This window comes from Kitasatospora sp. NPDC034533, assembly GCF_055575155.1.
The window spans coordinates 20,106-34,678 of record NZ_JBVITE010000051.1 but is presented as its reverse complement, the minus strand read 5'-3'; the positions used below and the strand labels follow the sequence as shown (position 1 = coordinate 34,678).

The 14,573-nt window shown below is 72.8% G+C and carries 16 protein-coding genes; 14 read left to right on the top strand and 2 right to left on the bottom strand.

The window, feature by feature from the left end; genetic code table 11:
- Positions 1–74: 74 nt before the first annotated feature.
- Positions 75–581, top strand: a complete 507-nt coding sequence (locus tag ACZ55U_RS28650) for an FBP domain-containing protein (protein WP_465530490.1) — start codon at positions 75–77, stop codon at positions 579–581.
- Between the two features lie 6 nt (positions 582–587).
- On the opposite strand, the gene ACZ55U_RS28645 is transcribed toward ACZ55U_RS28650, so the two are convergent.
- Together ACZ55U_RS28645 and ACZ55U_RS28640 are read right to left on the bottom strand one after the other, a co-directional pair.
- On the bottom strand, positions 588–965 hold the full coding sequence (locus tag ACZ55U_RS28645) for an RNA-binding S4 domain-containing protein (RefSeq protein ID WP_465530488.1): 378 nt from the start codon (positions 963–965) through the stop codon (positions 588–590).
- Positions 958–1,383, bottom strand: coding sequence for a VOC family protein (locus ACZ55U_RS28640; protein ID WP_465530486.1), 426 nt, complete (start codon positions 1,381–1,383; stop codon positions 958–960). The genes ACZ55U_RS28645 and ACZ55U_RS28640 overlap by 8 nt, the downstream gene beginning before the upstream one ends.
- A gap of 81 nt (positions 1,384–1,464) precedes the next feature.
- Here ACZ55U_RS28640 and ACZ55U_RS28635 point away from each other — a divergent pair, with 81 nt between their 5' ends.
- The 13 genes from ACZ55U_RS28635 (at position 1,465) to ACZ55U_RS28575 (ending at position 14,443) form a co-directional block, all read left to right on the top strand.
- Positions 1,465–2,676 carry a methyltransferase gene (locus ACZ55U_RS28635; protein WP_465530484.1) on the top strand — a complete coding sequence of 404 codons (1,212 nt, stop codon included), beginning with the start codon at positions 1,465–1,467 and terminating at the stop codon, positions 2,674–2,676.
- 131 nt (positions 2,677–2,807) lie between these two features.
- On the top strand, positions 2,808–3,836 hold the full coding sequence (gene argC, locus ACZ55U_RS28630) for an N-acetyl-gamma-glutamyl-phosphate reductase (RefSeq protein ID WP_465530482.1): 1,029 nt from the start codon (positions 2,808–2,810) through the stop codon (positions 3,834–3,836).
- Positions 3,833–5,005: a bifunctional glutamate N-acetyltransferase/amino-acid acetyltransferase ArgJ gene (argJ, locus tag ACZ55U_RS28625; protein ID WP_465530480.1), complete on the top strand. Its 1,173-nt coding sequence runs from the start codon at positions 3,833–3,835 to the stop codon at positions 5,003–5,005. Before argC ends, argJ begins: the two co-directional genes overlap by 4 nt.
- Positions 5,006–5,090: 85 nt before the next feature.
- Positions 5,091–5,966, top strand: a complete 876-nt coding sequence (gene argB / locus ACZ55U_RS28620) for an acetylglutamate kinase (protein WP_465530544.1) — start codon at positions 5,091–5,093, stop codon at positions 5,964–5,966.
- Positions 5,963–7,168 carry an acetylornithine transaminase gene (locus tag ACZ55U_RS28615; protein WP_465530478.1) on the top strand — a complete coding sequence of 402 codons (1,206 nt, stop codon included), beginning with the start codon at positions 5,963–5,965 and terminating at the stop codon, positions 7,166–7,168. Before argB ends, ACZ55U_RS28615 begins: the two co-directional genes overlap by 4 nt.
- Before the next feature lie 23 nt (positions 7,169–7,191).
- Positions 7,192–7,740: an arginine repressor gene (locus ACZ55U_RS28610; RefSeq protein WP_465530477.1), complete on the top strand. Its 549-nt coding sequence runs from the start codon at positions 7,192–7,194 to the stop codon at positions 7,738–7,740.
- 109 nt (positions 7,741–7,849) lie between these two features.
- Positions 7,850–9,274 carry an argininosuccinate lyase gene (gene argH / locus ACZ55U_RS28605; RefSeq protein ID WP_465530475.1) on the top strand — a complete coding sequence of 475 codons (1,425 nt, stop codon included), beginning with the start codon at positions 7,850–7,852 and terminating at the stop codon, positions 9,272–9,274.
- 127 nt (positions 9,275–9,401) lie between these two features.
- Positions 9,402–9,659, top strand: coding sequence for an RNA polymerase sigma factor (locus ACZ55U_RS28600; RefSeq protein WP_465530473.1), 258 nt, complete (start codon positions 9,402–9,404; stop codon positions 9,657–9,659).
- Positions 9,660–9,864: 205 nt separating this feature from the next.
- Positions 9,865–10,365 carry a GNAT family N-acetyltransferase gene (locus ACZ55U_RS28595; protein ID WP_465530471.1) on the top strand — a complete coding sequence of 167 codons (501 nt, stop codon included), beginning with the start codon at positions 9,865–9,867 and terminating at the stop codon, positions 10,363–10,365.
- A 527-nt stretch (positions 10,366–10,892) separates the two neighbouring features.
- Positions 10,893–11,933, top strand: coding sequence for a methionine ABC transporter ATP-binding protein (locus ACZ55U_RS28590; RefSeq protein WP_465530469.1), 1,041 nt, complete (start codon positions 10,893–10,895; stop codon positions 11,931–11,933).
- Positions 11,930–12,676: a methionine ABC transporter permease gene (locus ACZ55U_RS28585; protein WP_465530467.1), complete on the top strand. Its 747-nt coding sequence runs from the start codon at positions 11,930–11,932 to the stop codon at positions 12,674–12,676. Before ACZ55U_RS28590 ends, ACZ55U_RS28585 begins: the two co-directional genes overlap by 4 nt.
- 57 nt (positions 12,677–12,733) lie before the next feature.
- A complete protein-coding gene (locus ACZ55U_RS28580) occupies positions 12,734–13,558 on the top strand; it encodes a MetQ/NlpA family ABC transporter substrate-binding protein (RefSeq protein ID WP_465530465.1) in 825 nt (274 codons plus the stop codon).
- A 219-nt stretch (positions 13,559–13,777) separates the two neighbouring features.
- Positions 13,778–14,443 (top strand): GNAT family N-acetyltransferase, encoded by a 666-nt coding sequence (locus ACZ55U_RS28575; RefSeq protein ID WP_465530463.1) that lies wholly within the window; start codon positions 13,778–13,780, stop codon positions 14,441–14,443.
- Positions 14,444–14,573: the final 130 nt, after the last annotated feature.

Here is a 14,573-nt window from a genome sequence, read left to right as displayed (position 1 = left end):
CGGGCGGCCCATCCGGTCCGTACCGGGCGAAAAAGGGCGCGACACGGGGGCCGGGCCGGTGTTAGCTTCCGCGCATGGAACCCCTGAGTGAGAACGAGATCCGCGCGTCCTTCGTCAACTGCTCCAAGGGCGAGGCCCGCCGGCTCAACCTGCCCCGGGGGCTGGCCGAACTTCCCTGGGAGAACCTGGACTTCCTCGGCTGGCGGGACCAGGGCGCCCCCGACCGGGCGTATCTGGTGGCGCCGTACGAGGGCGAGCTGGTCGGCGTGACGCTGCGCTCGCCGATGGTCCGGCGCAGCCTCACCAAGACCAACGTGTGCTCGCTGTGCATCACCGCGCACGCCGGGTCGGGCGTCGCGCTGCTGGCCGCCCGCCGGGCCGGGGCGGCCGGGCGCGAGGGCAACACGGTCGGGGCGTACATCTGCGCCGACCTCTCCTGCTCGCTCTACGTGCGCGGGCTGAAGAAGTCCACCCTGGTCACCCGGCCGAACGAGTCGCTGCCGGTGGAGGTGCAGATCGAGCGGACGGTGGACAACCTCGGCGAGTTCCTCGCCAAGGTGCTCACCGACACGCTCGGCTGACGACGCTCAGTGCTGCCCGCGCAGCTGGTCCAGCTCGCGGCGGTCCCGCTTGGTCGGCCGCCCGGTCCCGCGGTCCCGCAGCCCGGCCGCCGCGACGAACTCGCGCGGCGGCCGCGGCGGGCTGTTGTCGACCAGGCACTCCGCGGCCGCCGCGGCGCCGACCCGCTTGCGGATCAGCTGCCGCACCACCACGACCCGCTCGTACCCCTCCTCGCGGACCCGGACCTCGTCCCCGGGCCTCAGCGCCTGCGCGGGCTTGGCCCGCTCGCCGTTCACCCGGACGTGCCCGGCGCGGCAGGCGGCCGCCGCCAGCGCCCGCGTCTTGACCAGCCGGACCGACCAGATCCAGCTGTCCACCCGCACGCTTCCCTCGTGTTCAGCCATTCCCGGAGCCTACCGAAACGGTGGACGGCGCCTCCTGCACCGCCCAGCCGTTGCCGTCCGGGTCGTTGAAGAACACGAAGTTGTTCCACGCCTCGCCGTGCCCGTCCACCCGGCCCCCGGCCACGAAGTGCTGGACGGGGCTGACCTCCACGCCCCGTGCGGTCAGTTCGGCGTGCGCCTTCTCGATGTCCGGCACCACCAGCTGGAGCCCCTTGACCGACCCGGGCGGGGCGTCGATCACGTCCTTGCCGACCACGATCGAGCACGGCGAGCCGGGCGGAGTCAGCTGGACGACGCGGATCCCGTCCCGCACCCGGGTGTCGTGGTCGACGGTGAACCCGGCCTGCTCCTCGTAGAAGAGCTTCGCGCGGTCCACGTCCGACACCGGGACCACCACGACTTCGAGTTTCCACTCCATCGCCCTCACCCCTCTCGGTCGGGCCCTTCCAGTATCCGTCCGTAATCGCCGCCGGGAGCCGTCCGATAGCCTGAGAACACGATGAATCCCCAGACCACGCGCGCCGGGACCCCGGCGGACACCTCCTTCGCCACCCCGTGGGGCACCTTCGAGCTCACCCGCTTCCCCGCGGACCCGCGCGAGCGGCTGCGGGCCTGGGACGCCGCCGACGAGTACCTGCTGCGCCACCTCGCGGGGGAGACGGACAGCGCGGCCGGCGCCGCGACGGAGCTGGCGGGCCGTACGGTGGCCGTCCTCGGCGACCGCTGGGGCGCGCTGACCACCGCGCTCGCCGGGCACCGGCCGATCCAGATCACCGACTCCCACCTCGGCCGGCAGGCGACCCTGGCCAACCTGGCCCGGGCCGGCGCCGAGGTCGACGAGGAGCGGCTGCGCACCACCCGGGACGCCCCGCCGGAGCGGATCGACGTGCTGCTGGTGCGCGTCCCCAAGAGCCTGGCGCTGCTGGAGGACCAGCTGCACCGGCTCGCCCCGGCCCTCCACGCCGGCACCGTGGTGGTCGGCACCGGCATGGTGACCGAGATCCACACCTCGACCCTCCGGCTGTTCGAGCGGATCCTCGGCCCGACCCGTACCTCGCTGGCCGTCCGCAAGGCCCGGCTGGTCTTCTGCACCCCCGACCCGGCGCTCACCGCCGGCCCCAACCCGTGGCCGCACCGCTACGCGCTGCCGGCGGACGTCGGCGCCGTCTCCGGCCGCACGGTGGTCAACCACGCGGGCACCTTCTGCGCGGACCGGCTCGACATCGGCACCCGCTTCTTCCTGGCCCACCTGCCCACCCCCGCTCCCGGCGCCCGGGTGGTGGACCTCGGCTGCGGCAACGGCGTGGTCGGTACGGCCGCCGCGCTGGCCGGGCCCGGCGCGGAGCTGGTGTTCGTGGACGAGTCGTACCAGGCGGTGGCCTCCGCGGAGGAGACCTTCCGCGCCAACCTGGGCCCGGACGCCCCGGCCGAGTTCCTGACCGCCGACGCCCTGGCGGCGGACGTGGTCGCCCCCGGTTCGGTGGACCTGGTGCTCAACAACCCGCCGTTCCACTCCCACCAGGCGACCACCGACGCGACCGCCTGGCGGATGTTCACCGGCGCCAAGCGGGCGCTGCGGCCCGGCGGGGAGCTCTGGGTGGTCGGCAACCGCCACCTCGGCTATCACGTCAAGCTGCGCCGGCTCTTCGGCAACTGCCGGCTGGTCGCCGGGAACCCGAAGTTCGTGGTGCTGCGGGCCGTCAAGCGCTGACCGGGCACGCCCCGCTCCCGGCCGGGACGCCCCGCCACCCGCCATCCCGCCCCCGCCGGGAGCCGACCGCGAACTCCTTGCATGAATTTTCTACCGCGCGTATATTCATGCCAAGACTAAGGAGGAACGCCATGGCATTGCGAGTCGCCGTCGCCGGCGCGAGCGGATACGCGGGCGGCGAGGTGCTGCGCCTGCTGCTCGGCCACCCGGAGGTGGAGATCGGGGCGCTGACCGGCGGCTCGAACGCGGGCACCAGGCTGGGCGCGCTCCAGCCGCACCTCCTCCCGCTCGCCGACCGCGTCCTGGAGCCCACCACCGCCGAGGTGCTGGCCGACCACGACGTGGTGTTCCTGGCGCTGCCGCACGGCCAGTCCGCCGCCGTCGCCGAGGAACTCGGCCCGAACGTCCTGGTGATCGACTGCGGCGCCGACTTCCGGCTCAAGGCCGCCACCGACTGGGAGCAGTTCTACGGCTCCGCGCACGCCGGCACCTGGCCCTACGGCCTGCCCGAACTCCCCGGCCACCGCGACGCGTTGAAGGGCAGCAACCGGATCGCCGTGCCGGGCTGCTACCCGACGGCCGTCTCCCTGGCGCTGTTCCCCGCGTACGCCGCGCAGCTCGCCGAGCCGGAGGCCGTGGTGGTCGCCGCCTCCGGCACCTCCGGCGCCGGCAAGGCCGCCAAGCCCCACCTGCTGGGCAGCGAGGTGATGGGCAGCGTCAGCCCGTACGGCGTCGGCGGCGTCCACCGGCACACCCCGGAGATGGTGCAGAACCTCACCCCGCTCGCGGGCGAGGCCGTCACCGTCTCCTTCACCCCCACCCTCGTCCCGATGCCGCGCGGCATCCTCGCCACCTGCTCGGCCAAGGCCAAGCCCGGGGTGACGGCCCAGAGCCTGCGCGCCGCCTACACCGAGGCGTTCGCGGACGAGCCCTTCGTCCACCTGCTGCCCGAGGGGCAGTGGCCGCAGACCAGCAGCGTCTACGGCGCCAACACCGCCCTGGTCCAGGTCGCCCTGGACACCACCGCCGGGCGGATCATCGCGATCAGCGCGATCGACAACCTGGTCAAGGGCACCGCCGGCGGAGCGGTGCAGAGCATGAACCTCGCCCTGGGCCTGCCCGAGGAGCTCGGCCTGCCCGTGAACGGAGTCGCACCGTGAGCCGGACCGACAACGTCGGCGTGACCGCCGCCAAGGGCTTCCGCGCCGCCGGGGTGACGGCCGGCCTCAAGGCCTCCGGCAACCCCGACCTGGCCCTGGTGGTCAACGACGGCCCCTCGCTCGCCGCGGCCGGCGTGTTCACCGCCAACCGGGTCAAGGCCGCGCCGGTGCTCTGGTCCGAGCAGGTGCTCAAGGGCGGGCGGGTCTCCGCCGTCGTCCTCAACTCCGGTGGGGCCAACGCCTGCACCGGCCCGCTCGGCTTCCAGGACACCCACGCCACCGCCGAGAAGGCCGCCGCGGAACTGGGCCTCAACGCGGGCGAGGTCGCCGTCGCCTCCACCGGCCTGATCGGCGTCCGGCTGCCGATGGACCTGCTGCTGCCCGGGATCGAGCTGGCCGCGGGCGAGCTCAGCGGGGCCGGCGGCGAGGCCGCCGCGATCGCCATCAAGACCACCGACACCGTGCACAAGACCGCCCAGTACACCAGCCCGGCCGGCTGGACGGTCGGCGGCATGGCCAAGGGCGCGGGCATGCTCGCCCCCAGCCTCGCCACCATGCTGGTCGTCCTCACCACCGACGCCGACGTGGACGCCGCCGCCCTGGACGCCGCGCTGCGCGGCGCCACCCGCACCACCTTCGACCGGATCGACTCCGACGGCTGCATGTCGACCAACGACACCGTCCTGCTGCTCGCCTCCGCCGCCTCCGGCGTCACCCCGGAACGGGCCGAGTTCGCCGAGGCCGTCCGCACGGTCAGCGGCGACCTGGCCCGTCAGCTGATCGGCGACGCCGAGGGCGCGAGCAAGGAGATCCGGATCGACGTCACCGGCGCCGCCACCGAGGACGAGGCGGTCGAGGTCGCCCGCACGATCAGCCGCAACAACCTGCTGAAGTGCGCCATCCACGGCGAGGACCCCAACTGGGGCCGGGTGCTGGCCGCGATCGGCACCACCTCCGCCGCCTTCGACCCGAACGAGCTGGACGTCGCCATCAACGGCGTCTGGGTCTGCAAGGCCGGCGGCGTCGGCGAGGACCGCGACCTGGTGGACATGAAGGGCCGCGAGGTGGTCATCACCGCGAACCTCAACGCCGGTATGGCGGGGGCCACGCTGTGGACCAACGACCTGACGGCCGACTACGTGCACGAGAACAGCGCCTACTCCACCTGATCCGACTGATCCGACAAGGACACGGAACGTGCAGATCGCACCCAAGGGCGAACAGGCCCGCAACAACACCGCGTTGCCCAAGGCCATGACGCTGATCGAGGCGCTGCCGTGGCTGGAGCGCTTCCACGGCAAGACCGTCGTGATCAAGTTCGGCGGCAACGCCATGGTGGACGACGAGCTCAAGTCCGCCTTCGCCCAGGACGTCGTCTTCCTGCGCTACGCCGGTCTGCACCCCGTCGTGGTGCACGGCGGCGGCCCCCAGATCAGCGCCCAGCTCGACAAGCTGGGCCTGGAGTCCAGCTTCACCAACGGCCTGCGGGTGACCACCCCGGAGACCATGGACGTGGTCCGGATGGTGCTGGCCGGCCAGGTCCAGCGCGAGCTGGTCGGCCTGCTCAACGAGCACGGGCCGTTCGCGGTCGGCATGACCGGCGAGGACGCCCACACCATGACGGCCGTCAAGCGCTACGCGGTGGTGGACGGCGAGCAGGTCGACATCGGCCTGGTCGGCGACATCGTCAACATCGAGGCCGGCGCGGTGAAGGCGCTGATCGCCGACGGCCGCATCCCGGTCATCTCCTCGATCGCCCGCGGCGCCGACGGCCACGTCTACAACATCAACGCCGACACCGCCGCCGCCGCCCTGGCGGTCGCCCTCGGCGCCGAGATGCTCGTCGTCCTCACCGACGTCGAGGGCCTCTACAAGGACTGGCCGAACTCCGACGACGTGATCAGCCAGCTCACCGCGAGCGAGCTGGAGAAGCTGCTGCCCGGCCTGGCCAGCGGCATGCTGCCCAAGATGGAGGGCTGCCTGCGCGCCGTCCGCTCCGGCGTGGGCACCGCCCGGGTGCTGGACGGCCGGGTCCCGCACAGCCTGTTGCTGGAGATCTTCACCGACGAGGGCATCGGCACGATGGTCGTGCCGGGCGACGAACCGACCGTGACCGGGGGACTGGCATGACCCGCAACGAGCAGCTCACCGAGCGCTGGCAGCACTCCTTCACCGACAACTACGGCACCCCCCGCCTCCCGCTGGTGCGCGGCGAGGGCTGCAAGCTCTGGGACGCCGACGGCAAGGAGTACACCGACCTGGTCGGCGGCATCGCCGTCAACGCCCTGGGCACCGCCCACCCGGCGATCGTCGAGGCGGTCGGCAGGCAGATCGCCACCCTCGGCCACGTCTCCAACCTCTTCATGGCCGAGCCCACCATCGCCCTCGCCGAGCGGCTGCTGGAGCTGGACGGCCGCGAGGGCGGCCGGGTGTTCTTCTGCAACTCCGGCGCCGAGGCCAACGAGACCGCCTTCAAGATCGCCCGGCGCACCGGCCGCACCCACGTGGTGGCCCTCCAGGGCGGCTTCCACGGCCGGACCATGGGCGCCCTGGCGCTCACCGGCCAGCCCGGCAAGCGCAACCCGTTCCTGCCGCTGCCCGGCGACGTCACCCACGTCCCGTTCGGCGACATCGAGGCGCTGCGCGCGGCCGTCACCACCGAGACCGCCGCCGTCTTCCTGGAGCCCGTCCAGGGCGAGAACGGCGCGATCCCGCTGCCCGACGGCTACCTGGAGGAGGCCCGCGAGATCACCCGGGCCACCGGCACCCTGCTGGTCCTGGACGAGGTCCAGACCGGCGTCGGCCGCACCGGCCACTGGTTCGCCCACCAGGCCCACGAGGGCGTCGAGCCGGACGTCGTCACCCTCGCCAAGGCGCTCGGCGGCGGCCTGCCGATGGGCGCCGTACTGGCCTTCGGCGAGGCCGCCGACCTGCTCACCCCGGGCCAGCACGGCACCACCTTCGGCGGCAACCCGGTGGCCGCCGCGGCCGGCCTCGCGGTGCTGGACACCATCGCCTCCGAGGGCCTGCTGGACCACGTCCGCAAGATCGGCGACCGGCTGCGCACCGGCATCGAGGCGATCGGCGACCCGCTGGTCTCGCACGTGCGCGGCGCCGGCCTGCTGCTCGGCATCGTGCTCACCGAGCCGGTCTCGGACAAGATCCAGGCCGCCGCCCAGGAGGCCGGCTTCCTGGTCAACGCCGCCGTCCCGGACGCCGTGCGGCTGGTCCCGCCGCTGGTGATCACCGAGCAGGAGGCGGACGCCTTCCTGGCCGCCCTGCCCGGCATCCTCCGGACGGTGCGCGAGGGCGCCCCGGCCGATGCGAGCTGACCGCCGTCCGGGAGAATGACCACATGACCGAATCCAACCCCGGCGCATCCGCCACCGGCGCGACGCCGCAGGTCCCCCAGACCCGCACCGCGCGCCACCGGCGGATCGTGGACCTGCTCACCCGCCAGCCCGTGCGTTCGCAGAGCCAGCTCGCCAAGCTGCTCGCCGACGACGGACTCGTGGTGACCCAGGCCACGCTCTCCCGGGACCTGGACGAGCTGGGTGCGGTCAAGATCCGCAACCGGGACGGCGCGCTGATCTACGCCGTCCCGGCGGAGGGGGGCGACCGGACGCCCCGGGCGCCGATGGGGGAGTCGGCCAGCGAGGGCCGGATGGCCCGGCTGGCCGGCGAGCTCATGGTCTCCGCGACGGCCTCCGGCAACCTGGTGGTGCTGCGCACCCCGCCGGGCGCCGCCCAGTTCCTGGCCTCGGCGATCGACCAGGCCGAGGTGTTCGAGATCATCGGCACCATCGCCGGCGACGACACCGTCCTGTTGATCAGCCGCGACCCGGCCGGCGGCCAGGCGCTCGCCGACCACCTCATGCAGCTGGCCCAGGCCAAGGCGCAGTAGTCCTCCCCTCGAACCCCGGCCGACGGTGACCCGTCGGCCGGGGTTTTGTGTTCCATACGGTGTCGTGCATACTTATGCCATCTACCGCACATGTGTGAAGGAGCCAGCGATGACCGCCCAGCAGTCCGCCGACGTCCGCCTCTGGGGCGCTCGCTTCGCCGACGGCCCCTCCGAGGCGCTGGCCAGGCTCTCGGCCTCGGTCCACTTCGACTGGCGCCTCGCCCCGTACGACATCGCCGGCTCCAAGGCCCACGCCCGGGTGCTGCACAAGGCCGGCCTGCTCTCCGACGAGGAGCTGGCCGGCATGCTGGACGGCCTCGACCGGCTGCTCGCCGACGTCGAGGCGGGCACCTTCACCGGCACCGTCGCCGACGAGGACGTGCACACCGCCCTGGAGCGCGGGCTGCTGGAGCGCCTCGGCCCCGACCTCGGCGGCAAGCTGCGCGCCGGACGCTCGCGCAACGACCAGATCGCCACCCTGTTCCGGATGTACCTGCGGGACCACGCGAAGATCATCGGCGGCCTGCTGCTCGACCTCCAGGAGGCCCTGGTCGGCCTCGCCGAGGCGCACCCGGACACCGCGATGCCGGGCCGCACCCACCTCCAGCACGCCCAGCCGGTGCTCTTCGCCCACCACGTCCTCGCGCACGTGCAGGCCCTCGGCCGGGACGCCGAGCGGCTGCGGCAGTGGGACGCCCGCACCGCCGTCTCGCCGTACGGCTCCGGGGCGCTGGCCGGCTCCTCGCTCGGCCTCGACCCCCAGGCCGTCGCCGCCGACCTGGGCTTCGAGGGCGGCTCGGCCGGCAACTCCATCGACGGCACCGCCTCGCGGGACTTCGTCGCCGAGTTCGCCTTCGTGACCGCGATGATCGGCATCAACCTCTCCCGGATCGCGGAGGAGGTGATCATCTGGAACACCAAGGAGTTCGGCTTCATCACGCTGCACGACGCCTTCTCCACGGGCTCCTCGATCATGCCGCAGAAGAAGAACCCGGACATCGCCGAGCTCGCCCGCGGCAAGTCCGGCCGGCTGATCGGCAACCTGACCGGCCTGCTGGCCACCCTCAAGGCGCTGCCGCTCGCGTACAACCGGGACCTCCAGGAGGACAAGGAGCCGGTCTTCGACTCCTGCGACACGCTGGAGGTGCTGCTGCCCGCGTTCACCGGGATGATGGCCACCCTCACCGTGCACCGGGAGCGGCTGGAGGAGCTGGCCCCGGCCGGGTTCTCGCTCGCCACCGACATCGCCGAGTGGCTGGTCAAGCAGGGCGTCCCGTTCCGGGTCGCGCACGAGGTGGCCGGCGCCTGCGTCAAGGTCTGCGAGGCCGAGGGCATCGAGCTGTCCGACCTGACGGACGAGCAGTTCGCCGCGATCTCCGGGCACCTGACCCCCGAGGTGCGCTCGGTGCTCAGCGTCCACGGCGCCATCGCCTCGCGCAACGGGCGCGGCGGCACCGCCCCCTCGGCGGTCGCGGTCCAGCTCGCCGAGGTGAAGGCGGACCTGGCGCGGCAGCAGGAGTGGGCCGAGCGCTGAACCACCCCGTCAGGGCCGACCCCTGGCACGGCGCGCGAGGGGCGCGGCGGTCCGACCGCCGCGCCCCTGCGGCGTCCGCGCCCCGGCCCGGGCGTAACCGGCCCCGCGCCGGTCCGTCATGCACGGTGTGTGCACCGCCCTCCCACCCGTCCCGTCCGCCGAGGACGTCTACCTCGCCGACCGGCGCCGCCGCGTGGTCCGCGAGACCGTCGCCGCCCTGCCCGGCCGCTGCCCGCAGCTGGTCGCCGCCCTCGCCGAGGACCCTCCGCCCACCTACCGTGAGCTCTCCGAGCGGCTCGGCATGCCCCGTGGCTCGATCGGCCCCACCCGTTCCCGCTGTCTGGCCTGCCTGCGGGTGCTGCTCCACTCGGAGCGCTACCCCTGAGCGCAGCCCCGGCGGCCAGGGCGGATCCCGTGCGGCGCAAGGGGTGACCCTCCTCACGTCTGCTCCCGCGAAGGTTGATCGGAGCTGACACCCGGGTAGAGCGCTGGCGAACGCAGCTCTTGACGGTGGCGCGATCGCTCGGATACTGAGCGTGAGCGCGCCACCCTCTGCGCGCCGGGCACGACGACTGGGGAGGCCCCTCCACATGGGCATGAGCGTGATCATCTCGGCTGCCGAGGCCGAGGACGCGGAGCAGATCCTCAAGCTCCAGTACCTCGGTTACCAACCCGAGGCCGAGCTGTACGGCGACTGGGCGATCGAGCCCCTGACGCAGAGCCTGGAGAGCCTGCGCGCCGAACTGTCCGAGCAGCACGTCCTGGTCGCCCGGCTGGGCGACGAGGTGGTCGGCACCGTCCGCGGCCACATCGGTGCCGACGGCGTCGGCCGGATAGGGCGCCTGGTCGTCCATCCGCGGATGCAGCGCCACGGCCTCGGCGGCCGGCTGCTGGACGCCCTGGAGCGGCGTCTCGCCCAGGACGGCCCGGTGAGCGCCTACCGGCTGTTCACCGGCCACCGCAGCCTCGGCAACCTGCGCCTCTACGCCCGGCAGGGGTACCGCCAGACCCGGATCGAGCAGGTCAGCAGCCGGCTGAGCGTCGTCCACCTGGAGAAGGACGCCACGCCGCCGCTCGCCGCGACGGCCTGAGCCCGCCGCCCCGCATGCTCCTCGGCGCCGCCATCCGGATCAGCGGTGGCGGCGCCGAAACGTATCCGCACTGGTCACAGCCCCGGATGTCCGCATTGCGGACAGCAACGCCAAAAGAATTGGGCGGAATTCGGCCCATCTGTTTTACTGGTTCACATGACTGCGACGACGAACTGGACCCCCACCGGCACGCTGCCGGCAGGTGAGTGTGCCATGTGCCGTCGAATGTGTCACCGCTGAGGGCCATCGCCCCCGGCACCCCGTCGAGGGTGCCCCCTCCTCGCGCCCCGAAGCGAGACTCCGGCGCCGCTCCCGCCCGTGCGAGCGCGCCCCACCTCCCGTACCCGTCCCCCCCCGGCGTCCCCGCCCACCCGCGGGCGCCGTGACCCGCCAGGGCCACGCCGTCGCGCTCCCGGGGTGACAGGTCCGGACCCCCCTGGCGCAGCGCCGTGACGCCGCCGCCGACCACGGTTCGCCGGTCGGCCGGCCGAATCGCCCCGCGCGCCCCCGACCCACGGAAAGCCGCTGTGATCACCACCACGGACCTGACGAAGGTCTACCGTTCCCGAGGCCGCGAGGTGACCGCCCTCGCCGGCGTCGACCTGCACGTCCGCCCGGGCGAGGTCTACGGCGTCGTCGGCACCAGCGGTGCCGGCAAGTCCACCCTCATCCGCTGCGTGAACATGCTGGAGCGACCCACCTCCGGCACGGTCACCGTGGACGGGGTCGAACTGACCGCGCTGCCCGGTGGCGAGAACCGGGCCGGCAAGGAACTGCGCGAGGCCCGCCGCCGGATCGGCATGGTCTTCCAGCACTTCAACCTGCTCTCCTCGCGGACCGTCCAGGAGAACGTCGAACTCCCGCTGGAGATCATCGGACTGGACCGCACCGAGCGCCGCCGCAAGGCCGCCGAACTGCTCGACCTGGTCGGCCTCGGCGACAAGGCCCGCAGCTACCCCCAGCAGCTCTCCGGCGGCCAGAAGCAGCGCGTCGGCATCGCCCGGGCACTCGCCGGCGACCCCAAGGTGCTGCTCTCCGACGAGGCCACCTCGGCGCTCGACCCGGAGACCACCCGCTCGATCCTCAAGCTGCTGCGCGAGCTCAACCAGCAGCTGGGCCTCACCGTCCTGCTGATCACCCACGAGATGGACGTCATCAAGTCCGTCTGCGACTCCGCCGCCCTGATGCGCGGCGGCCGGGTGGTCGAGTCCGGCGAACTGACCGACCTGCTGGCCGAGCCCGGCTCGGAACTGGCCCGCGAGCTGTTCCCGCTCAGCGAGTTCGGCACCGGCCGGGCCGGGTCCACCGTGCTGGAGATCACCTTCCAGGGCGACAGCTCGGCCCAGCCGTTCGTCTCCCAGCTCGCCCGCACCTACCAGATCGACATCAACATCCTCGGCGCCGCGGTGGAGACCATCGCCGGCCGGATGGTCGGCCGGATGCGGGTGGAGCTGCCCGGCGGCCACCAGGACAACGTGGTGCCGATCGGCTACCTGCGCGAGCAGGGCCTCCAGGTGGACGTCCTGGACTCGAACGGCATCGGCACGGCGAACGGAGTGGTGGCATGACCTGGGACCAGATGCAGGAGCTGATGTGGCCCGCCACCCAGGAGACCCTCCAGATGGTCGGCGTGTCGACCCTCTGCACCGTCCTCCTCGGGCTGCCCCTCGGCGTGCTGCTGGTGCTCACCTCCAAGGGCGGCGTGCTCCAGAACCAGCCGGTCAACAAGGTGCTCGGCGCGGTCGTGAACCTCACGCGCTCGATGCCGTTCATCATCCTGATGATCGCGCTGATCTCCTTCACCCGCTGGGTGACCGGCAACTCCCTCGGCTGGCAGGCGGCCACCGTGCCGCTGACCGTGGGCGCCATCCCGTTCTTCGCGCGGCTGGTCGAGACCTCCGTCCGCGAGGTCGACCGCGGGCTGGTCGAGGCCGTCCACGCGATGGGCGGCGGCACCTGGACGCTGGTCCGCAAGGTGCTGGTCCCCGAGGCGCTGCCCGGCATCGTGGCCTCCGTCACCACCACGGTCATCGCGCTGATCGGCTACTCGGCGATGGCCGGCACCGTCGGCGGCGGCGGCCTCGGCGACCTCGCGTACCGGTACGGCTACCTGCGGTTCGAGACCTCCTTCATGTGGATCATCGTGGCGGAGATCGCGGTCATCGTCACCGTGATCCAGCTGGCCGGCGACTACGCCGTGCGCCGGCTGGCCGGCCGGGGCCGCGGCGGCGGACGCACCCGCCTGCTGCCCCGCCAGCGCGCCGCCGCCCCCGCCCCCGCCCCCGCCGACAAGGACCTCGTCGCCCCCTAGACCTCCCTCGTCCGACCCCGGACGCGGCTCCCCGTTCCACGCAGAAAGGCACTTTTCGTGCGCAACGCCCTGAAGTTCACCAGCATCCTCGCCACCGCCGGCGTCGCCCTCTCGCTCGCCGCCTGCGGCAGCTCCGGGTCCTCCTCCTCGGACCCGAACGCACCGCTCAAGATCGCGGCGACCCCCACCCCGCACGGCCAGATCCTGAAGTTCGTCAAGGACAACCTCGCGGAGAAGGCGGGCCTCAAGCTCGACATCAAGGAGGTCACCGACTACGTGACCCCCAACACGGCGGTGCAGGACGGTTCGGCCGACGCCAACTACTTCCAGCACGTGCCGTACCTGGAGGACTTCAACAAGAAGAACGGGACCGACATCGTCTCGGTCGAGACCGTCCACCTGGAGCCGCTGGGCGCCTACTCCAAGAAGGTCAAGTCGCTCGCCGACCTGCCGGACGGCGCCACCGTGGGCCTGCCCAACGACGCCACCAACGAGGGCCGCGCGCTCAAGCTGCTCGCCGACAACAAGCTGATCACCCTCAAGGACGGCGCCGGAACCGCCGCCACCCCGGCCGACGTCACGGGCAACCCGAAGAACCTCAAGTGGAAGGAGCTGGAGGCCGCCCAGCTGCCCCGCTCCGTCTCCGACCTGGACGCCGCCGTCATCAACGGCAACTACGCGATCGAGGCCGGTCTGAAGCCGACCAGCGACGCCCTGGTGCTGGAGAAGGCCGAGAACAACCCGTACGCCAACATCCTGGCCGTGAAGAAGGGCAAGGAGAACGACCCGCGGGTGAAGAAGCTGGCCGAGCTGCTGCACTCCGCCGAGGTCAAGAAGTACATCGACGACACCTTCCAGGGCGCCGTCATCCCGGCCTTCTGAGCCGCGCTCCGCACCACGTCCTGACCCCGACCGGGCCCCGCCGCACCTCGGCGCGGGCCCGGTCGGGCAGTATGCACCGGGGACGCTCCGGCCGGGCCGCCACCTGACACGCCGTCGTTCGATCTGACGTACCGTCGTGCGGGCGGGCGCACCGCGTGGCACCCGGGGCACGACCGAGGCGTACGGTGTTGTGTTCACGACCCGGCGAGGAGAGACGGCATGGCAGCGAGCTTCCCCGAGACCGCCATCAGCACCGATCGGCTGCTGCTGCGACCCCTTGTGGAGGACGACGCCCCCGGCCTGGCCACGATGATGGCCGACGACCTCGTGCTCGCCTGGACGGACCTCCCGCAGCCCTTCACCGAGGAGTACGCGACCGAGCTCGTCCGCACCCTCGCCCCCGCCCACCGGGCCGCCGGGCGCGGCATCGTCTTCGCCGTCACCGAGCACCTGACCCAGCGCCTGGTCGGCCTGGTCGAGCTGCGCAACACCGACTGGCGGCTGCGCAGCACCGAGATCTCCTACGTCACCGCCGTCTGGGCGCGCGGCGAGGGCTACGCCCCGGAGGCCGTCCTCGGCGTCGCCCAGTGGCTGTTCGAGGACCGCGGATTCCTGCGCCTGGAGCTGCGCACCGCCGCCGGGAACACCGCCGCCCAGCAGGTCGCCCAGAAGGTCGGTGGCATCAGCGAGGGCGTGCTGCGCAGCGCCTGGATAGTCAGGGAGGGGTCCGGCGAGGCGGCCGCGGGGGAGCCGGCGGGCCGCCGCGCCGGGGCGGAGAGCCGCAGTGACCTGATCCTGTGGAGCCTGCTCCCGGAGGACCTGGAGACGCCGGAGCCGCAACACGCGGGCTGGCACGGCGAGGACCGCTACGTGCTGCGCGACTGAGCCCGCCCGGCTCCCTCCGGTCCGTCCGCCCGGCTGTCCGCGCCCGTGACGACCGGTCTGTTCACCCGGCGCGGACATGTGTGCGAGATGTCGGGTTCCCGGGGATCGCACCCGGTAGCCTCGGCACCGG